Source organism: bacterium 336/3 (genome assembly GCA_001281695.1).
GTDB lineage: Bacteria > Bacteroidota > Bacteroidia > Cytophagales > Thermonemataceae > Raineya.
Genome location: LJIE01000001.1, coordinates 872,194 through 893,789, shown reverse-complemented (window position 1 = coordinate 893,789; position 21,596 = coordinate 872,194). Strand labels below are relative to the sequence as shown.

12 protein-coding genes, 1 pseudogene and 1 other annotated feature (1 of these 14 running past the window's edge) are annotated in these 21,596 nt (G+C 34.9%); of the genes and pseudogenes, 3 read left to right on the top strand and 10 right to left on the bottom strand.

Features of this window, described 5'->3' with window-relative positions; all coding sequences use genetic code 11:
• Window positions 1–55 precede the first annotated feature (55 nt).
• From AD998_04150 to AD998_04140, 3 genes and pseudogenes are all read right to left on the bottom strand, one after another.
• Window positions 56–2,305, bottom strand: coding sequence for a hypothetical protein (locus tag AD998_04150; GenBank protein KOY85450.1), 2,250 nt, complete (start codon window positions 2,303–2,305; stop codon window positions 56–58).
• A 2-nt stretch (window positions 2,306–2,307) separates the two neighbouring features.
• A complete protein-coding gene (locus AD998_04145; GenBank protein ID KOY85449.1) occupies window positions 2,308–3,237 on the bottom strand; it encodes a hypothetical protein in 930 nt (309 codons plus the stop codon).
• A 1,180-nt stretch (window positions 3,238–4,417) separates the two neighbouring features.
• Window positions 4,418–6,943: pseudogene (locus tag AD998_04140) on the bottom strand (hypothetical protein).
• Window positions 6,944–9,635: 2,692 nt separating this feature from the next.
• On the opposite strand from AD998_04140, the gene AD998_04135 reads away from it, so the two are divergent.
• Window positions 9,636–9,830: a hypothetical protein gene (locus AD998_04135; protein ID KOY88047.1), complete on the top strand. Its 195-nt coding sequence runs from the start codon at window positions 9,636–9,638 to the stop codon at window positions 9,828–9,830.
• 2,567 nt (window positions 9,831–12,397) lie between these two features.
• On the opposite strand, the gene AD998_04130 is transcribed toward AD998_04135, so the two are convergent.
• The 5 genes from AD998_04130 to AD998_04110 form a co-directional block, all read right to left on the bottom strand.
• Window positions 12,398–13,066, bottom strand: a complete 669-nt coding sequence (locus AD998_04130; protein KOY85448.1) for a hypothetical protein — start codon at window positions 13,064–13,066, stop codon at window positions 12,398–12,400.
• A gap of 33 nt (window positions 13,067–13,099) precedes the next feature.
• Window positions 13,100–13,879 (bottom strand): alpha/beta hydrolase, encoded by a 780-nt coding sequence (locus AD998_04125; GenBank protein ID KOY88046.1) that lies wholly within the window; start codon window positions 13,877–13,879, stop codon window positions 13,100–13,102.
• A gap of 285 nt (window positions 13,880–14,164) precedes the next feature.
• Window positions 14,165–15,421: an 8-amino-7-oxononanoate synthase gene (locus tag AD998_04120; protein KOY85447.1), complete on the bottom strand. Its 1,257-nt coding sequence runs from the start codon at window positions 15,419–15,421 to the stop codon at window positions 14,165–14,167.
• Between the two features lie 82 nt (window positions 15,422–15,503).
• Window positions 15,504–16,250: a capsular biosynthesis protein gene (locus tag AD998_04115; GenBank protein ID KOY85446.1), complete on the bottom strand. Its 747-nt coding sequence runs from the start codon at window positions 16,248–16,250 to the stop codon at window positions 15,504–15,506.
• A complete protein-coding gene (locus AD998_04110; protein KOY85445.1) occupies window positions 16,247–18,697 on the bottom strand; it encodes a hypothetical protein in 2,451 nt (816 codons plus the stop codon). Before AD998_04110 ends, AD998_04115 begins: the two co-directional genes overlap by 4 nt.
• Window positions 18,698–18,816: 119 nt before the next feature.
• Between AD998_04110 and AD998_04105 the strand changes: the two genes are divergently transcribed.
• Window positions 18,817–19,452, top strand: coding sequence for an MBL fold metallo-hydrolase (locus AD998_04105; GenBank protein ID KOY85444.1), 636 nt, complete (start codon window positions 18,817–18,819; stop codon window positions 19,450–19,452).
• 112 nt (window positions 19,453–19,564) lie between these two features.
• Here AD998_04105 and AD998_04100 read toward each other — a convergent pair whose 3' ends face one another.
• A complete protein-coding gene (locus tag AD998_04100; protein ID KOY85443.1) occupies window positions 19,565–19,990 on the bottom strand; it encodes a hypothetical protein in 426 nt (141 codons plus the stop codon).
• A gap of 59 nt (window positions 19,991–20,049) precedes the next feature.
• Complete coding sequence (locus AD998_04095; protein ID KOY85442.1) at window positions 20,050–21,369, bottom strand: O-acetylhomoserine aminocarboxypropyltransferase; 1,320 nt, start codon at window positions 21,367–21,369, stop codon at window positions 20,050–20,052.
• 30 nt (window positions 21,370–21,399) lie between these two features.
• On the opposite strand from AD998_04095, the gene AD998_04090 reads away from it, so the two are divergent.
• On the top strand, window positions 21,400–21,582 hold the full coding sequence (locus AD998_04090) for a hypothetical protein (GenBank protein ID KOY85441.1): 183 nt from the start codon (window positions 21,400–21,402) through the stop codon (window positions 21,580–21,582).
• 7 nt (window positions 21,583–21,589) lie between these two features.
• Window positions 21,590–21,596, bottom strand: a binding site (SAM riboswitch); it runs 97 nt beyond the window's last position.

The following is a 21,596-nucleotide window of genomic DNA, read 5'->3' as shown; positions in this document are numbered from 1 at the left end:
AGATTAGAGAAATTGACTCAAAAATCAAAAGAGCAGGCTTTAAGCCTGCTCTTTATTAAGGTTTCCCTTCTTTCTCTTTTTTCTTTCTTTCTTCTTCCGAAGCTTTTTTCTCATCAAACTTATCGTCTTTTATTCCTTTATTAGAATCATATTTATCTTTAATTTCTACACCTTCTACTTCCAATACTTCAAATTCTACCCTTCTATTTTTAGCTCTACCTTCTTTAGTATTATTGGTTTCTATGGGTTTACTTTCCCCAAAACCTTGCCATTTCATTCTTTCAATGGGTATTCCTTTAGAATTGATATAGCTATAAACAGATTTTGCTCTTCGATTTGATAAGTCTAAGTTTTTAGCATCTGTACCTACAGCATCCGTGTGAGCATACACACCTATTTTTAAACTCGGATTTTCCTTCATCAATTCGTAGATATAATCTACTTCTTTTTTGGATTGTAGAGTCAGTTTATCAGAATTAAACTCGAAATTGATATTGTTTACTACCAAAACCATATTTTTCTTTAATCTTTTAAGCAAAACAATTTTTTCTGTTTTTTTCTTATTATCTACAATGCTCATGGTGTCATTCTTGAAGAAATACCCTTTTGCAGTTACATTCAAGTCAAACTTTCCATTTCCTATCTTTTCTACAGTCGTTTTACTGACTTCCTTCTGCTCAAAAACTGCTTTTTTGGTTTTATCTACTATTAGTAAGTGTGATGCAACAGGCTCTCGAGTTTCTTCATCCAAAATTACCACAACAGGCATATTCTGAGGAATTGGAACAAGAGGAATCTCTATCAAATCTCCATTTTTATAAGTCTTAAGTTGCTCGGGTGTCAAAGTCATTCTTTTTTCTTCAAAACCTTCTTTTTTCACAACAAAGCTATAAGTTTTTGTTCTGTTAAATTTACCTTCTACCATTCCATTTTCCCCTGAAACACTGCTACTAACCACCTCTTCAACACTAATATCTACATTAGCCATTGGAATTGGATTCTTAGTTTCAGCATGAATCGTAATTGCTTTGAGCGTAATAAAATTACCAAAAGGTTTTCCTGAAAATTTGTAAATATCATCTTGAGCAGCAGCACTAGCTCTATCAGATGAAAGATAGCCTGCCATTCCTGTTTCATCTACAATAATACCAAAATCATCTTGAGAAGAGTTGAGTGGCAAACCTACATTAGTAGGTTTCTCAAATTGTCCATTTACATTCTCAGCAAAGAAAATATCTAAACCTCCAAAACCTCCGTATCCTGTTGAAGAGAAAAACAAATGTCCTTTACCATCCATAAAAGGAAATTCTTCTTTACCTTCTGTATTGATACCCTTACCCATATTTACAGGTTTTCCCCAAACACCATTTTCGAGTTTAGACATATAAATATCTGTCTCTCCTAAACCACCAGGCATATCAGAAGCGAAATAAAGTGTTTGTCCATCTGGCGAAAGTGTAGGATGCCCAACACTATATTCATCACTATTATATGGAAAAGGAACTACATTGCCCCAAGAACCATTTTCAGTTTTTTCTGCAAAAAACATTTTTAATTTATTTACTCCTTCAGAACTTTCTTTGTATTTACCTTCAAAATAATTGTTACGAGTAAAAACAACCTTGTTATTTCCTTGAAAAAAAGCTACAGGTCCTTCATGATAACGACTATTAAGTTTTTTGTTAAAAACTTCTACATTGCCATTTGCATCTACTACATACAAATCTAAAAAAGAGGTTTTCGTCCACTTAAACTCATCTTTTCTGATACCATTGCTTGTAGAATGGCGATTTGAGCAAAAAACAATTTTATCTCCCATAAAAGCAGGGCTAAAATCAGAGCCAGTTTCAGAATTGAAAGTTGCTTTTTCAATACTATAATCATTTGCACTTTTCTCTAAACTACTCATTTCCTTAGTATAGAAATTTACAAAGTTATTGCCTCTGCTATCACTTGCCATTTCCTGAGCATATTTAGCATACCATACTTTTGCTTCCTCATATTTCTTTTCATTGGCAAGAGATTCTGCATAATAAAGTTTGGCAATAGGTTTAGAACCTGCTCTTTGAGCTACTTTACCATACCATTTTTCAGCATTTTTGGTATCGTTAATTTGGCGATAGCTTTCTGCCAATTTTTCTTCAGAGTCTGCATCTTCAGGATTTTTAGCCACAAGACTTTCATAATGTTTGATAGCTTCAACATAATGAAAACTTGAGAAATCTTTGTCTGCTACTTTCTTCTTGAGACTTTGACCATACACCAGTATGGGAAAGAATGCTACTATAATAAATATCTTTTTCATGCTTAAAAGAATCTTGGAGTGATAATTTTAGTTTTATCAGATTTTAACTGATAACGCAACATCAATTCATGACTACCACTATTGTATTTTTGTAGGTCTGTCGTAGAAAAATCATAGGCATAACCAGCACTCAATTGTTCATTGATTTTATATCCTACCAGAATATTGGCAGAACTAAATGAACGCCAAGAAGCTCCCACTCCAAATCTATCTAAATACCATAATGTTGCATTCAAATCTACTTGTAAAGGTGCTCCTCCTACTCCTTTAAATAAAACAGAGGGTTTCAATACCAAGTCTTCTTTCAAATCAAAAGCATAACCTGCTGTAATGAAATAATGTCTGTACTGTCTCGCTCCATTTGTATCATTTAAAAATTGATACTCATCTGTAAGTGAATTATTTATCAAATGAGGAATAGAAACTCCTACAAAAAGTCTATCTGTATTATACCATGTTCCTACACCTACATTGGGTTGTAAATGGTTGATATTATTGGAAAAAGCTGGGTCATTAGGGTCTCCTAAATTTACTCCTTGCAAATCTGCTGTATACTGGCTAAATCCAACTTGTAAACCTAAAGCCAATCTACCCTTTTCAGAAGTTTTGATGCGATAAGCATAAGAACCAAAAGCACCAATAGTACTTATAATCCCTATTCTATCTGCAACTAAATTCAGACCTACTCCCATTTTTTCACCTCTAAAAGGTGCATCTATCGAAAATGTACCTGTATTAGGAGCTCCTTTAATACCTACCCATTGGCTTCTAAATAAACCTGTAAATGTAAGTGCTTCATTACTACCTACATAAGCAGGGTTTACAGCAATTGGATTGAACATATACTGCGAAAACATCGCATCTTGTTGGGCAGATGCTATCAAACTTGATAACATCAAAAACCCTAAAACAATATTTTGAATCTTTTTCATTGTCTTTGTTGGTTTGACTTACAGAAGCTCTCTGGATACCCAGAGAGATCTGCAAGTTGATTTGAAATTAACGTTTGATAGTTAGATAACGTGCATAACGTTCACCATTATCCTTGAATTCAGCTGTATAAAAATATGTGCCATCAGGAAGTTGGTCACCTATACGGATACCTATATTAGCTGTTCCATTCCAATTATCTTCATAATTGTTATTTTCATACACCAAATTACCCCAACGATTATAGATTTTCAAGACTAATGGTCTTCCATTTCTACCTTTGATGATAAAGAAATCGTTTGTACCATCATTATTAGGAGAAAATCCTTCAGGAATAATCACTGTTGGTTCAATAATATTGATAGTTACAGTTGCCGTACTACACTGTCCAAACTGATTACATACTTGGTATGTGAATGTTACTGTACCCACAAAACCATTATTTGGTGTGAATGTAAATGTACCATTAGGGTTTATAACCAATGTACCATTATCGGCTGCTGTACCGCCATTTACAAGGCTAAATACAGGAACTGAACCAATAGGAAGTATGTCATTTATTGATAAAGAATCTGTAATAGGATTATTTACACCTATTGTGTAGTTATCATCAACAGCTACTACTAGAGGAGCTACATTAATTGTTACAGTTGCTTGTGAACATCCCATTGGATTACATATCTGATAAACAAATGTCACTGTTCCTACAAAACCATTGTTTGGTGTGAAAGTAAATGTACCATTAGGGTTCAATACTAATGTACCATTTTGTGTTGCTGTACCACCACTTACCAATGTAAATGTTCCACCACTTGTATTCTGGTCATTTGTTCCAACATTTCCATTTACAGGTATGCCTGCACCTGTATTGTATGTATCATTTACAGCTAAAGGAGGTTGTCCTATAGTGATAGTTACAGTTGCTGAACTACACTGTCCAAACTGATTACATACTTGATAAACAAATGTTGTAGTACCTACAAAACCTGTTGCTGGAGTGAAAGTATAAGTCCCATCAGGGTTCATCACTACTGTTCCTTGAGCAGGGTTAGGAGGTGTTGTTACTGTGAAGGTATATGTTCCACCAGCAGGTAACACATCATTGCCACTTACTCCACCACTTACTGGTGTATTTAGAGATGTTCCATTGGTATCATTGTTAGCAGTAGGTGCAAGATTAACTGGTACTGGAGTAGAGGTAGAAGTATTGTTTCCAGGTGTTGGGTCTGTTTCATTACCCGAAATTGTTGCTGTATTAGCATAACTTCCTGTTGCATTCACTGTCACTACTATATCTAATGTTGCAGAAGCTCCATTGGCTAAGTTTCCAATTGTCCAAACTCCTGTTCCACTGTTATAAGTGCCAACTGATGGTGTTGAAGATACAAATGTATAGCCAGCTGGTAATACATCATTAATTACCACTCCTGTTGCATTACTTGGACCTGCATTGTTAGCTGTAATCGTGAAAGTAATGTTACTTCCAACTGCTGGAGTATTGTTACTTGCCACTTTGGTTACTCCTAAATTCGCTTGTGGAACTGGTACTGGAGTAGAGGTAGAAGTATTATTTCCAGGTGTTGGGTCTGTTTCATTACCCGAAATTGTTGCTGTATTAGCATAACTACCTGTTGCATTCACTGTCACTACTATATCTAATGTTGCAGAAGCTCCATTTGCTAAGTTTCCAATTGTCCAAACTCCTGTTCCACTGTTATAAGTGCCAACTGATGGAGTAGATGATACAAATGTGTAACCAGCAGGTAATACATCATTGATTACCACTCCTGTTGCATTACTTGGACCTGCATTGTTAGCTGTAATTGTGAAAGTAATGTTACTTCCAACTGCTGGGGTATTGTTACTTGCTACTTTGGTCACTCCCAAATTCGCTTGTGGAGCTGGTACTGGAGTAGCAGTAGAAGTATTGTTTCCAGGTGTTGGGTCTGTTTCATTACCCGAAATTGTTGCTGTGTTAGCATAACTACCTGTTACATTCACTGTCACTACTATATCTAATGTTGCAGAAGCTCCATTGGCTAAGTTTCCAATTGTCCAAACTCCTGTTCCATTGTTATAAGTGCCAACTGATGGAGTAGATGATACAAATGTATAACCAGCAGGTAATACATCATTAATTACCACTCCTGTTGCATTACTTGGACCTGCATTGTTAGCTGTAATCGTGAAAGTAATATTACTTCCAACTGCTGGGGTATTGTTACTTGCCACTTTGGTTACTCCTAAATTCGCTTGTGGAACTGGTACTGGAGTAGAGGTAGAAGTATTATTTCCAGGTGTTGGGTCTGTTTCATTACCCGAAATTGTTGCTGTATTAGCATAACTACCTGTTGCATTCACTGTCACTACTATATCTAATGTTGCAGAAGCTCCATTTGCTAAGTTTCCAATTGTCCAAACTCCTGTTCCACTGTTATAAGTGCCAACTGATGGAGTAGATGATACAAATGTGTAACCAGCAGGTAATACATCATTGATTACCACTCCTGTTGCATTACTTGGACCTGCATTGTTAGCTGTAATTGTGAAAGTAATGTTACTTCCAACTGCTGGGGTATTGTTACTTGCTACTTTGGTTACTCCTAAATTCGCTTGTGGAGCTGGTACTGGAGTAGAGGTAGAAGTATTGTTTCCAGGTGTTGGGTCTGTTTCATTACCCGAAATTGTTGCTGTATTAGCATAACTACCTGTTGCATTCACTGTCACTACTATATCTAATGTTGCAGAAGCTCCATTTGCTAAGTTTCCAATTGTCCAAACTCCTGTTCCATTGTTATAAGTGCCAACTGATGGAGTAGATGATACAAATGTGTAACCAGCAGGTAATACATCATTAATTACCACTCCTGTTGCATTACTTGGACCTGCATTGCTGGCTGTAATGGTGAAAGTAATGTTACTTCCAACTGCTGGAGTATTGTTACTTGCTACTTTGGTCACTCCCAAATTCGCTTGTGGAGCTGGTACTGGAGTAGAAGTAGAAGTATTGTTTCCAGGTGTTGGGTCTGTTTCATTACCCGAAATTGTTGCTGTATTAGCATAACTACCTGTTGCATTCACTGTCACTACTATATCTAATGTTGCAGAAGCTCCATTGGCTAAGTTTCCAATTGTCCAAACTCCTGTTCCATTGTTATAAGTGCCAACTGATGGAGTAGATGATACAAATGTATAACCAGCAGGTAATACATCATTAATTACCACTCCTGTTGCATTACTTGGACCTGCATTGTTAGCTGTAATCGTGAAAGTAATATTACTTCCAACTGCTGGAGTATTATTACTTGCTACTTTGGTTACTCCTAAATTCGCTTGTGGAACTGGTACTGGAGTAGAGGTAGAAGTATTATTTCCAGGTGTTGGGTCTGTTTCATTACCCGAAATTGTTGCTGTATTAGCATAACTACCTGTTGCATTCACTGTCACTACTATATCTAATGTTGCAGAAGCTCCATTTGCTAAGTTTCCAATTGTCCAAACTCCTGTTCCACTGTTATAAGTGCCAACTGATGGAGTAGATGATACAAATGTGTAACCAGCAGGTAATACATCATTGATTACCACTCCTGTTGCATTACTTGGACCTGCATTGTTAGCTGTAATTGTGAAAGTAATGTTACTTCCAACTGCTGGGGTATTGTTACTTGCCACTTTGGTTACTCCCAAATTCGCTAGAGGGACTTGTCTCCAATCTCTATCTCCTCCCACTGTAATCACATCTGGATAACTTGTTGGTGTTGTTCCATTGGTTGGATTCCATGAAGCATCATTGTTATCAAATCCATCTAATAAACCATCTCCATCTGTATCTGTTGATCCTCCTATTCCACTATCCGCTGGTGAACCTGCATCTGCTACTCCATTTCCATCACTATCATGACCTTCTATTAAATCTGTTAAGGCATCATTATCTGAGTTTAAATCTGTATAATCAGGATTATCCACTCCATCTGTATTTACTGGTGTAATGCCTGCTCCTCCTATACCTACAATAGCATCATAAGCATTGTCTAAGCCATCTCCATCTGTATCTGTTCCTGTTGGAGCAATATAGCCTGCTGTACTCTGACCTTCCACATTATCTACAATTCCATCATTATCAGCATCTATATCTAAATAGTTAGGCAGACCATTTGAATCTGTATTGGGTGCAGTAGGGAAATTTCCTCCAACTGTACTGTTATTATCAATAGTTGCATTGTTGATGATTCCATCTCCATCAGAGTCTGTTCCATCTACAATACCATCATTGTTGGCATCTAAGGCTGGATTTGTCTCATCAATATCTGTAATTCCATCATTATCTGAATCAATATCCAAATAGTTAGGTCTGCCATCTCCATCTGCATTGGCTGGGGCTGTAAAGTTACCTCCAATTGTGCTGTTGTTGTCAATAGCTGTATTGTTGATAATTCCATCTCCATCAGAGTCTGTTCCATCCACAATACCATCATTATTAGCATCTAAAGCTCCATTGCCATTTTCAGCAACATCACTAATTCCATCATTATCTGAATCTAAATCCAAATAGTTAGGTCTAGTATCTCCATCTGCATTGGCTGGGGCTGTAAAGTTACCTCCAATTGTGCTGTTGTTGTCAATAGCTGTATTGTTGATAATTCCATCTCCATCAGAGTCTGTTCCATCCACAATACCATCATTATTAGCATCTAAAGCTCCATTGCCATTTTCAGCAACATCACTAATTCCATCATTATCTGAATCTAAATCCAAATAGTTAGGTCTACCATCTCCATCTGCATTGGCTGGGGCTGCAAAGTTTCCTCCAATTGTGCTGTTGTTGTCAATAGCTGCATTGTTGATAATTCCATCTCCATCTGTATCACTACCATCTACAATACCATCATTGTTGGCATCTAAAGCTCCATTGCCATTTTCAGCAACATCACTAATTCCATCATTATCTGAGTCTAAATCTTGACTATTGGGTACTCCATCTCCATCACTATCCACATTTGGATTGTTTACAGGTACACCTAATATCAACACAAGACCTTGAGCATTTACTGTGGGTACTCCTGTGCCTGCTATTCCATTTCCATCTGGATCACTACCTCCTGATTCACTCACATCACTAATACCATCATTATCTGAATCTAAATCATAAGCATCAATTACACCATCTTGATCTTGGTCATAAGCATCATTTATTCCATCGCTATCTGTGTCCACAAAAGCTGGTACACCCACTCCTGGTGTTGTATCTATGTAGTTTGGTATTCCATCTCCATCTGCATCTGCTAATGGATCTACTCCTCCACTTTCATTCAAATCAGTGATACCATCATTATCATCATCCAAATCCACTAAATCAGGTATGCCATCTCCATCATGATCTCTAATTTGTCTCCAATCTCTATCTCCTCCCACTGTAATCACATCTGGATAATTTGTTGGTGTTGTTCCATTGGTTGGATTCCATGAAGCATCATTGTTATCAAATCCATCTAATAAACCATCTCCATCTGAGTCTGTTAATCCTCCTATTCCACTATCCGCTGGTGAACCTGTATCTGCTACTCCATTTCCATCACTATCATGACCTTCCACCAAATCAAAACTTCCATCATTATCTGTATCTAAATCAATATAGTCTGCTACATCTGCTCCATCTGTATTTACTGGTGTAATACCATTATTGACATTTCCACCAAATACAGCATCATCATTGTCATAAGCATTATCTAAACCATCATTATCAGAGTCTGTTCCTGTTGGAGCAATATAGCCTGCTGTACTCTGACCTTCCACATTATCTACAATTCCATCATTATCAGCGTCTATATCCAAATAGTTGGGTAAACCTGAAAAATCAGAATTTAAGAGATTTAATGACACTAGAGCATCCACTACATCACTCCAACCATCTGATCCTGTTGCTCCATCTGGTCTTCCATCATTGTTAGCATCAGGCAATCCTGATTCAACAAAATCTATAATACCATCATTATCTGAGTCAATATCAAGGTAATTAGGTCTGCCATCTCCATCAGGATTATCTAGTGGATAAGAGCTAGGCCTTCCATCATTATTACCATCAGGACCAGTAGCTGTGATAGGTGTACCAGATGCACCTGCATTAGAATCATATAAGTCTATAAAACCATTGGCGTTTGCATCTGTATAATTATCTGCAAGTCCATCATTATTAACATCTACTCCCCCTGCTTCTATTACATCAGGAATGCCATCATTGTCAGCATCCAAGTCAAAAATATTGGCAATGCCATCACCATCTGAATCAGGATTACCTAAACCTAAATTATCAAGAGGATCAAACAAGCCATTTGGCCCAACTGTAGCACTTGTTGCTCCATCTACAATTCCATTACCATCTGCATCTACACCACCTGCTTCAATTACATCAGGAATACCATCATTATCACTATCCAAGTCTAAGTTATTGGCCACTCCATCACCATCATTATCTCCTGTTCCTTCATCTGCATCAATAATACCATCATTATCATCATCTATATCTACAGTATCATTAATCCCATCACCATCTGCATCGTTACAGTTTCTAGCAGAAACAACAAAGTTGACACTTTGACTACAAGTACCAACTGTAACAGTAAGTATGTAAGTTCCTGCAATATTTGCAGTAATGGTGGTAGTAAAATTAGGGTTTGAACCTGTATTGGTAGAGGCAATGGTTACCCCATTAGGATTGACCCATGTAAATGTGGGTGAGCCACTTGGTACTGTAACAGGAACACTTACACTTACCGAATTAGGTAAACCAACTGTACAAATAAAAGGATTTGTAGGTGTTGGTGTTCCTACTGTAAATGGTTTGGTTCTATTCTCGAAACGTAAACACACCTGACTCGTAATACCAAACTCATTTTGAACGCTTACAGTTACAGTTTCTCTTGCACAAGAAGGAGCTCCTGGTTGCATTGTGTAAGTTACACAAGTACCAGAAATTGTTACTGTTCCTTCAGTACCAGCACCTGCATAACCACTTGCTGTTGCTCCAGTAATGGTATTATTAGAACCGCAACCTGTTACCAAAAGACAATGTGTAATGGGAACACCAGGATCCACTTCTCCTGCTTGGTATCCGTTTGTTGGTTGGAGAGTTACTGGATCTAAAACTTCTATGGTTTTCTCATAATTAGAATAAAAAGCATAATTTCCTGTCCCTCCTGTACGAGAGTTTACTCCTAAGTGAAACTTTTCGTTACAAGTAACCCTATTATTAACACCAATAGCTGAAATATTAGCATCTAAAAATACAACATACGAATAACCTGATGTACCAATTGTATTTGCCTGAGCAGCAGGAAGAGCTCCTCCACCATCAGGGTCTATATTTGCTGCAAATACTGTATAGGGCTGATTTCTAAACCTAAGTGTAGAAAGGCCTGATGTAGGAACAATTACAAAAGCTGAACTGGTTGTTCCTGGACGTTCAAAATCTAACTGTTTACTACCTATACAAGTACTGATTGGTGGTAAAATATCCATACCAAATTCACTTGTACCATAAGTACTTGCATGATAAACGTACAAACGATTGGATGCTTGTAAATTGTAAGCTTTATATTGAATATCATCAAAATAGTATGTAAAATACTGACCTGCATTCAATGTTGTAGGAACTGCTCTGCCTCTACCATCTGTACCGCCAGAAACACCATTTACAGTAAAAGTTGTGTTATTTTCTACTGAAATGATAACTAAATAATCTTTTACATTATTTACATTTCCACCATCTAGAGCTATATAGTTTGTTTCTAATGCTTGTGTAGGTACAATTTGATGAAATCCCGCATCTGAATCACCACCTTGAGTAGTGTTGGTATGTTGTGAGCCACTGTTTACAACAATATCTTTATCAGAAGTTATACGAACACCTGTAACACTCATTCTTTCATCTAAAGTAGCTATCATATAGCTCTGTCCAGCATTGAGTGTAACTGTTACTTCTCTGCTTGCTGGTAATGCAAGAGCAGATGTTGTATTTTCTGAGCCATCAGAGAGAGCCATATTTACAACTGTATTATCAAATAATCTAAATGTAGGAGGTACATAAAATGTAACTTGTGTATTATTTTGGGTTGCCATCACAGATACAAAATGTCTTTCTTGATGGTGACCCGTTGAATTTGTCATATCTGTTTGGCTGGCTGCATAAAAAGAACGACCTAATGCAGCTCTTCCTTGTAATTGCAATAAATCTTGGTTGTTTGTAGCACAGCCAGCCCTTGAAAGCAATCTGTAAGTTGCTTGTAGGGGTTGGTCAGCCTCAATAATTAAACCTTTATTACTTTGTACTGTGTTTAAAGAAGGGTTATTACTCATAATTTGAGTAATAGGTATAGAGACTCCATCAATAGGGATATTTACAGGATTAGCAATAGGAATATTGACTGTTTGTAAAATTGTTCCATTAGGGGCTTTTATTGTTACTGTTGTAGCTCTTCCTAAAGTAGAGATTACCAAGTCTTCTGTACCATAATAATTACAGTTATAACTTACTCTATCTCCAAAAATCGGAGGCATGTAATAAGTATAGGGAGCTGTACACTCTAAAGAAGGGTCGCAACTGGGACAATCTGGGTCTTGACAATCTATTAGATTGTCATTATCATTGTCGATTCCATCAGTACAGTTAGTTTCTTGGGCAAAGGATATCAAAGATATAAGCCAAAAAACACTTATAAATATTAGTGTTTTTTTGAATTTTGATAACCATTTTTGAGGCGTAGTCTTCACCATCATAAATTTTGGTTTGTTTTGAAGTTTAAAAAGTATCAAAAAGGCATTGTTTGAGAATACAATAATAATTTAAAAATAAATAACCTATATTGGTTATTCATTAATATATACACTATACTCGATGAAATAAGTTTATTTCTCGGTAAAATTATTTTTCAGAGATTTAAGATGCTTAAGTATTGGTGATTAGTATTATTTAAAAATCAAAAGTGTTTTAATTTTTCTGTTTCTAAACAATAAAAATTAAGATGGAAATCACCTATATTAAGTATAAGGAAATAATAAGAAGCTCTATGAAAAGTATGATTAATTTCTCAAAGATACAAGATTCTATATGATATTTTTTTGTCATATAGAATCCATTTCTTTTAAATTTATCTGTATGGATAGTATTTAGAAACTTAAATACTTAAATAAAAGTCCTAAACGTTCTTGCTCAATATCATCAAAAACAAGAGCTTGATGGTATTTGGCAGCTATATCATAGCCAAAACGCTCAAAAGTAGCCACTATTCGACTAATATCTATTTGATTTATTTTGAGTGTAACTAAAAGTCTAAAAGGTTCTTGAGGAATTGTATCTGTAAAGAGATGTAAGATTTTCGCATTATTCGTCTCAACAAGCCGACTAATTTCTGACAAACTATAATCTGTCTGATTGACAGCAAGTATTAAGATAGAGCCTTCTTCTTGAAAAGAGTAAATATTTGCTAATTTATTGATAAAGTTTTTGGCAGTGATAGCTCCTAAAAACATACCTTCTTCATCCAATAGAGCTATCATTTCCTTGTCATTTTTTAGAAGAGATATGCCATCCATCCAATTTTGGTTTTCATATATGAAGGTATCAGGGTATTCGAGAGCTATCAAGTTCCACTCTATTTCATTCTCCCAAAGTTCAAGAAGTGTATTTTCATAGATAAGACCTTTGTAAATCCCCTCCTCTGTAATTACAGGTAAGGCATGACAATGCAACTCTTCCATCCATCTGAGAGCTTTTTCGAGGGAGTCACCCACTTTAAGTGGACTAATATTGGGATTAGTAAAGTCTTGCATTGTCATAGTGGTAAGGATTTATGTAAATATCATCAAAATCTATGCTACATTTTCACTTACATATCCAAGCCTATGTAAGAATTGATGCAAGATTGCATTAAATTTTTCTGGATGTTCCATCATCGGGGCATGTCCACATTTATCAATAAAACGCAACTCTGTATTAGGCATTCTATCATCAAATTCATAAGCAACCAATGGAGGAGTAATTGTATCATTTAGTCCCCAAATTAGAAGTGTTGGGATTTTTATTTTAGGGATATCCTTTGCCATATTGTGTCTTTGAGCAGATTTGGCAATGGCTACAATTTTCATACATTTCGGAATACTTTTAGTAATTTCGAAAACCTCTAACACCAAGTCTTCTGTAGCTGTTTTGGGGTCAAAGAAGGTATATTCTACCCTATCTTTGATATAGTCGAAACTTCCACGTTTGGGATAAGAGCCTCCCATTGTATTTTCAAAAAGTCCAGAACTACCAGTCAGTACTAAGCTTTTCACATTACTTTGATTACGAAGTGTATAATTTAGTGCAATATGTCCACCTAAAGAATTTCCTAAAAGGGTAACGTTCTGTAATTTTTTAAATTCGACAAAACCTTCAATAAAATCTGTTAATGATTCTATACCTGTATTTTTGAGAGGTAAGTCATAAACAGGCATCATAGGAATTACTACTCTATAACTATTTGAAAATTCATTTATAACTGCTTTCCAGTTGCTTAAAGCTCCAAAAAGTCCATGAAGCAACAATAAAATCTCTCCTTGTCCTTCATCTATGTATGTATAATCTCCTTCTTTTTTAGTCTGTAAGTCCATAATTTGAAAAATAATGCTGATTTGAGAATACAAAATTGTTTTTTTTTCAATAGAAAACAAGAAAAATATTTTTTTTATGGTAATCTTTTAATGTTTAGTCTAAAAAAGGTTCATGTATTTTTTATTTTTCCTTTCTATTTTTTTCCTAAAAAACGATTTATCTACCTTAGTAGTTTTTAATAAAAACGTTCTGATAAATTCTTGTCTGGGTATTGATAATATAAAACAACTTTAATAATAAAAATAAAGGTTGATATGTTTATATCAACCTTTCAAATATATTTTTTAGCTATTTTTCATATCAGGAACAGCAATAGCTTCACCAGCATAAGCTCCATCTTTAAGTTTTACAGCTACTTCTTCAAAAGCTGCAATAGTTATATCTACATCTTCAAGTGTATGAACAGCTGTAGGGATTAAACGCAACATAATTCTATCTTTAGGGATTACAGGATAAGCTACTACAGAACAGAAAATATTGTAATTTTCACGTAAATCTAATGCCATTTTAGTAGCCTCTCCTTTACCTCCTTGGAAAAACACAGGTGTAACAGGTGATACTGTACGACCAATATTGAAGCCTTTAGCTCTTAATTTGGTTTGTAAAGCATTTACTATTTTCCAAAGGTTTTCACGTAATTCTGGACGAGTTTGTAGCAATTCCAAACGTTTCAAAGCTCCTTCTACAAGAGGCATTGGAAGTGTTTTAGCAAAAATTTGTGAACGCATGTTATAACGCAAATAATCACACACTTGAGCATCAGCAGAAAGGAAAGCTCCAATACTTGCCATAGATTTTGCAAATGTAGAGAAATAAATATCTATACCGTCTTGACATCCTTGAGCCTCACCAGAACCTGCTCCAGTTGCACCCATTGTTCCAAAACCATGAGCATCATCTACAAGCAAACGGAATTCGTATTTCTTTTTAAGAGCAACTACATCTTTTAGATTGCCCATTGTTCCCTCCATACCAAATACACCTTCTGTAATTACAAGGATAGAACCTCCTGTTTGTTCAATGATACGAGTTGCTCTTTTTAATTGCGTTTCTAATGACTCCATATCATTATGAGGATACACAAAACGCTTACCCATATGTAAACGTACTCCATCAATGATACAAGCATGCGAAAGAGAATCATAAACAATTACATCATGGCGTGTCATCAAACAATCAATTGCTGACATAATACCTTGATAACCAAAGTTTACAAGCACTGTATCTTCTTTACCTACAAATTTAGAAAGACGAGCTTCTAACTCTTCATGTTGGTTTGAGTTTCCTGACATCATTCTTGCACCCATAGGGTAAGCCATTCCCCACTTTGCAGCTGATTCTGCATCTGCCTTACGAACTTCAGGATGGTTAGCCAAACCTAAGTAGTTATTTAAACTCCAAGTCAAAACTTCTTTGCCTCTAAAAGTCATTCTTGGGGCAATTTCACCTTCCAACTTAGGGAATGTAAAATAACCATGAGCCTCTTTAGAATGTTGTCCTAAAGGTCCTCTATCTTTCAATAATCTTTCAAATAAATCCACTTTGATAAAATTTTTAATTAACGATTAATATTCTATAGACAAATTTTGCAAAAGTACACATTTTATAAAATTTATCAAAAATTTACATTAAGGTATTATTAAGTAAGCTCTTTTGAGTTAGTTTTTTGTAATAAGATGTTTTTGTAGCTTCTTTTAGAGCCTCAAAATGTTTATGACCATGGCAATCGGAGGCCGCAAAATGAACTAAGTTTGCATCAATTAATTTTTCTACCATTTTTTTTGCTTCTCTTGAGTAATATCCAGTAAGAGAGAGCAAGTTCACTTGTAAATACACCCCTGTTTCCCAAATGCGTTCAAGCATAGAAAAATTATCATACAGATAAATATATCTTTCAGGATGAGCAAATATCGGTTTATAACCTTCTGTTTGCATCAAAAATATAGCTTCATCCAAAAAAGGTGGTGGATTCATAAAACCTGTTTCAAAAAGCAAATAACGTTCTTCACCAAAAGAAAGCATTTTTTGTTTCTTTTTAAGCATTTCTAAAAACGATTCATCTACATAATATTCGGCAGCAGCCTCTACAGGAAAATAAAAGGCTTTGCTATCTAAAAAGTCTTGTAAATCTTTGAGTTTTTTCTGAATGATTTCAGGAGTATTTCTATAAAAATCACTCATAATATGAGGTGTTGTAATGATTTTTTTGTACCCCAATTCTCTAAATTTTCTAATAATTTCAAAAGATTCTTCCAAAGACTTAACACCATCATCAATGGCAGCAAGCAAATGCGAATGCATATCTACTTGCAAAGTATTTTGCTCAGAAGATTTTTTTCCTCCAAAAATAGCATTTAACAGAGAGGTCATTTTCTTTTAGGCAATTTATCAAGAATGGGTTGTAAAAAACTCCACCATTTTTGTTTTTTAGTATCTTCTTCATAATACCCTCCATAATCATAACCATACCCATAACCATATCCATAAGTACCTTTGGATTCAACAGAGTTGAGTATAAGTCCAATTTTGGTAATTTGATGTACTTTCGTGATTCTTTGAATATTCTTTGCAAAGCCTCGTTTTGAATAATTCGCCCTCATCACAAAAAAACGAACATCCACTTGACGCATAATAATCATAGCATCTGTAACCAAACCCACAGGAGGAGTATCTATTAAAATCACATCATAGAGTTCTTGAAGATTTTTAATTAAATCATTAAATTCATCTCTTAAAATAAGTTCTGATGGGTTAGGAGGAATGGGACCTGATGAAATATAAGAGAGGTTATCAATTTCCGTACTACGCAAACATTCTTCCAACGAATGTCTGCCTATCAAAATGGTGCTTACTCCTTTTTCGTTTGTACCATTTAACCCTAAATGAACTTTTGGTTTACGCATATCCAAGTCGAGTATGACTACTCGAAGTCCAGACATGGCAATAATACCTCCTAAATTAATTGTTACAAACGTTTTACCTTCTCCACTGATGGTTGAAGTTACAGAAATAACTTTTTGAAAATTTCGGCTTTTGTCTTTCTCAGAATGAGAAAACATAAAATCCAAGTTTGTTCTTACATTTCTAAAAGATTCACTAACAGCCGATTTTGGATTTTTATGAACAACTAATTTGGATACTTCGAGCTTTTCTTTTCGATACTTAGGAATAGACCCCATAATAGCTAAGTTTACCAACTTTTCTAGCTCGTTTTGAGTACCTATGGTATTTTTCATGATGTATTTCCCTAAAATCAGTAGTAAACTCAAAGCAGCACCAGCTATTCCTGCTATGATGTAAATAAGGGTCTTTTTGGGAGATATAGGGATTATTGGTATATTGGCAGGGGCTATGACCTCGAAACTTGGTACAGTACCTGCTTCTGCTAATCCAATTTGTATTTTTTGTTGAATTAAGCTATTATAATAACCTTGTACTGTTTCATATTTTTTTCGGAGTTTATTAAACTCAGTTATTTTAGATGGTAGTCCATAAAATGCTTGTTCTATGTCTGAAAGTTTAGAACCTATTTCTGTCATTTCTTTGATGAGCTTTGTTTTATTACGCTCTATACTCTCTGAAATACTTTTTTGCAAATTACCAACTTGAATACCTAGTTTTTGATAACTATAAGTATTCGTATTTTCTGAAAGTTCTTGTTCTTGTCGTACTGCTTTAAGTTTATTAAGTTCAAAAATTTGTTGCATAATAGCTGCATCAATTTCTGGCATGATGGGTACTATTTTGTTATCAGCAACTCTTTGTTGTGTATAAATTTGTAATTCTACTATACTTTGAAGTTTGGCATTTAGTTTTATTCTCTCTTCTGTGAGTTGTTGTATTTTAGTTACTAGCTCTCCTATTTTGGCTTCTACGTTATTGGTTTTATTTTCTATGATAAAATTCTCCATTTGAGTCTCATAAGCATTCAACTCTTTTTCAGTTTTTTCTATCTGAGAATCTAGATATTCTTGTTTTTGTTTGTTTGCTCTATTTTTTATCTCAACACTTTTATTACGATATACTTCGCTGAGTGTATGCAAAATATCACGAGCTTTGGATGCATTATAGTCTTTAAAACTAATTCCTATAATTTTTGCCTGTGGGTTGACTATTGCAGCCTCCAACCCAGATGATAAGTATCCCATGATAGCACCTCTACTATTGGGTATAAAAAATATATTTTCGTAGTATGCCTTTAAATCCTTTTTTTGACTGATAATAAAATTAAAATCTGTATTTTTCAGTTCTTGGTCAAATACTCCTCTATATTCTGCTAAAATCTTACCATTTAGCTTTCGTTTGAGGATATAATTCCTGCCATCTTCTACAAATATATAGAATACCTGTCCATAGATGCCTTCATTATAAATAGTAGATTGTACATGGATAGGTGAGTATCCATACATTTCATTATCCAATATCCTTCCTTCTGCAAAGTAACTTACAGACAAGTCAAGTTTTTTGGTAACTTCTTCATAAATGATAGGGGAACGAATCACCTCTAACTCACCAGCAATATTATCTTGTGGAGCTGTAATTAATGGATTTTGGATATTAAGTCCACTTGATTCATCTTTGATTTCCATTTTCAGATTAGAAGAACTCTGAAATAATGGTTTTGTATAACGAAGATAAAGGTAAGCTGCTAAAAGAAAAATAGTGGGAATAATAATGACCCAATACCAATTTTTACGTAAAATATGTAATATTTTATCAATATCAATACTATCTAATGGGCTTTGTTCCTCTTCTCCCAATTCAGAGTTTTGCATCATTTGTCTGAATTTTTCTTCCTCTGTCAGAAATTGAGCCATAAAATCTTTATATCACTAAAAAGGCTTAAAATATTCAAAAAAAATTATCATGTAAATCTACAAAAAAAACTTAACAAACCAAATTTTAGCTATTTTTGGGTTTTAAAACACTACCCATCATGATTCAAATTGCATCTTTTGAGTTTAGTCCTTTTTCTGAAAATACATACGTCTTATACGATGAAACCCTTGAAGCAGTTGTGATAGACCCAGGTTGTTATGACCATTATGAAAGACAACAATTAAAAAGCTTTATAGATACTCATAAACTAAAGGTTGTAAAACTACTCAATACACATTGCCATTTAGACCATGTTTTTGGCAACGAGTTTGTAAAAAAAACTTGGCATGTACAGGCTTATGCTCATGATTTAGAAAATTTTAATATTGGCTTTTTAGAAGCATCTGCTCGTATGTTTGGTATAGGGCATATTGAAGCTACCAGAATAGATAGTTTTATAGAAGAGGGCGATGTAGTTGAATTTGGAAAATCTTCTTTAGATGTTATTTTTACACCTGGACACTCACCTGGACATGTTGTTTTTTATAACAAAGAGCAAAATTTTTGTATCAATGGAGATGTTTTATTTAAAATGAGTATAGGGAGAACTGATTTACCAGGAGGCAATCACCAACAACTCATCAAGTCTATCAAAGAAAAAATGTTTGTGCTTCCTGATGATACAGTTATCTACACTGGGCATGGAAATCCCACTACTATTGGTTTTGAGAAAGTTCATAACCCTTTCCTATAAAAGATAAATGAGAAGCATGGCTTCCCAATATCCTTCAACCAGCTATGTAGAATAGTTTTTACTATTCTATGTTATACAAAGCTAACATTTTTTTGATAAAAACCAAATACTTTTAAGGTTGGGGCTTATATTCTCTGAAACCAGCTTTTCCATCACTAACGCCTTCTAAATAATCTTTAACTTTTGCAAATTGCCCCATTTGAATTTTTACTATTTTTTGATTGAAACAATTTTTTGATAAATCATTTGCTAAGAGTACAATGGAGAACTCTGCTGCTTGTTTGTCATCTTCTTTTTTGTATCTGCCTTTGGGTTTGCCAAATACTTTGATGAGGATAGTATCTTTTTGGGTATCAAATAATTGATATTTTTTTAGGTCAAGTTTTTCTTGTGTTACATAATCCAATAAACATTGGGCTTGGGCTTTATCTTTCAGGTTCTCAAAAGATACTCCATAATCATGATTATTTAATGTATTTGCATTTTGGCAAGCGTATAAACACATTGTACTCAAAAGTATTAATAGTATTTTTTTCATGTTTTTTGATTTTATATTTCCACACCAAATATACATTAGTGTGGAAATATAACAACTTTCTATGCCTCTATCAACTCCAATTCTTTTACTTTTGCAAAAGCTTGTTCAAAATCGGCAATAATGTCTTCTATATGTTCGATACCAACACTCACACGCAAAAGCGTAGGCGTTACACCTGCCGAAATCTGTTCTTCCTCTGTAAGTTGTTGGTGAGTAGTCGCTGATGGCTGAATGATAAGTGTTTTCGCATCTCCTACATTGGCAAGGTGGCTTGTTAATTTCAAGCTATCTACAAAATTTTGAGCTGTTTGTTTATCTCCTTGAATAGCAAAAGACAAAACACCTCCAAAACCATTTTTAAGGTATTTCTTCGCCAATTGATGATATGAGCTACTCTCTAACCCTGGGTAATTCACATTGGCTACTTGTGGATGGCGTTCTAACCATTTGGCTAAAGCCAATGTATTATCTACATGACGTTGTACACGCAACGAAAGGGTTTCTACACCTTGTAAAAGCAAGAAAGAGTTAAATGGACTAATCGCAGGACCCCAATCTCTTAAACCTTCTACTCTTGCTCTGATAATAAAATTCAAATTACCAAAAGGACCATTCACACCAAATACATCATTGAATATGAGTCCATGATAGCCTTCAGAGGGTTCTGTAAATTGAGGAAACTTTCCATTACCCCAATTATATTTTCCAGAATCTATAATAACCCCTCCAATACTTGTTCCATGCCCTCCTATCCATTTGGTGGCAGAAGCCACTACCACAGCAGCACCATGCTCAATGGGTCTGAATAAATAACCTGCTGCCCCAAAAGTATTATCTACAATAAGAGGCAAATCATGTTTTTTAGCCAATGCTGCAATTGCTTCAAAGTCAGGGATATTAAATCCTGGATTACCAATAGTTTCTAAATATAAAGCTTTGGTTTTTGAGTCAATGAGCTTTTCAAATTCTTCTACTTTATCGCCTTTAGCAAAGCGAGCTTCAATACCCAATCTTTTAAATTGTACTTTAAACTGATTGTATGTACCTCCATATACAAAAGATGTAGAAACAAAATTATCACCTGTTTGTAAAATATTGGTCAGAGCAATAAACTGTGCTGCCTGTCCAGAGGCTACTGCCAAAGCAGCAATACCACCCTCTAAAGCTGCAATACGCTTTTCAAATACATCCGTAGTGGGATTCATCAAGCGTGTATAGATGTTTCCAAATTCTTTGAGAGCAAATAGATTAGCTCCATGTTCGGCATTTTCAAACACATACGAAGTAGTTTGATAAATAGGGACAGCTCTTGAACCGGTGGTAGGGTCAGCTTCTTGTCCAGCATGTAATTGTAGGGTTTCAAAACGATAGTTTGACATGATAGTAATGGTTTTAAAAGTGAATATTGAATGAATAAAAAAAATGGAATGAAGTATTTTCTGACCCAAGCATATTACAGCAAAGGCAAAAATTGGGGGAAGCAAAATATCTATAAAAGATATAATGCTAACAGCAACAACAACAAGCTAAACAGATTAGCAAGAAATTGTTTGAAGTGTTTTTCTGAGATGTTTTGTTTGGTTTTTCCATGAACGTGAAAATTTAT

Coding starts and splice junctions, on each gene's coding strand:
- AD998_04150 (KOY85450.1), bottom strand. CDS start 2,305: ATGAAAAAGATATTTATTATAGTAGCATTCTTTCCCATACTGGTGTAT.
- AD998_04145 (KOY85449.1), bottom strand. CDS start 3,237: ATGAAAAAGATTCAAAATATTGTTTTAGGGTTTTTGATGTTATCAAGT.
- AD998_04130 (KOY85448.1), bottom strand. CDS start 13,066: ATGACAATGCAAGACTTTACTAATCCCAATATTAGTCCACTTAAAGTG.
- AD998_04125 (KOY88046.1), bottom strand. CDS start 13,879: ATGGACTTACAGACTAAAAAAGAAGGAGATTATACATACATAGATGAA.
- AD998_04115 (KOY85446.1), bottom strand. CDS start 16,250: ATGACCTCTCTGTTAAATGCTATTTTTGGAGGAAAAAAATCTTCTGAG.
- AD998_04110 (KOY85445.1), bottom strand. CDS start 18,697: ATGGCTCAATTTCTGACAGAGGAAGAAAAATTCAGACAAATGATGCAA.
- AD998_04105 (KOY85444.1), top strand. CDS start 18,817: ATGATTCAAATTGCATCTTTTGAGTTTAGTCCTTTTTCTGAAAATACA.
- AD998_04100 (KOY85443.1), bottom strand. CDS start 19,990: ATGAAAAAAATACTATTAATACTTTTGAGTACAATGTGTTTATACGCT.
- AD998_04095 (KOY85442.1), bottom strand. CDS start 21,369: ATGTCAAACTATCGTTTTGAAACCCTACAATTACATGCTGGACAAGAA.
- AD998_04090 (KOY85441.1), top strand. CDS start 21,400: ATGAATAAAAAAAATGGAATGAAGTATTTTCTGACCCAAGCATATTAC.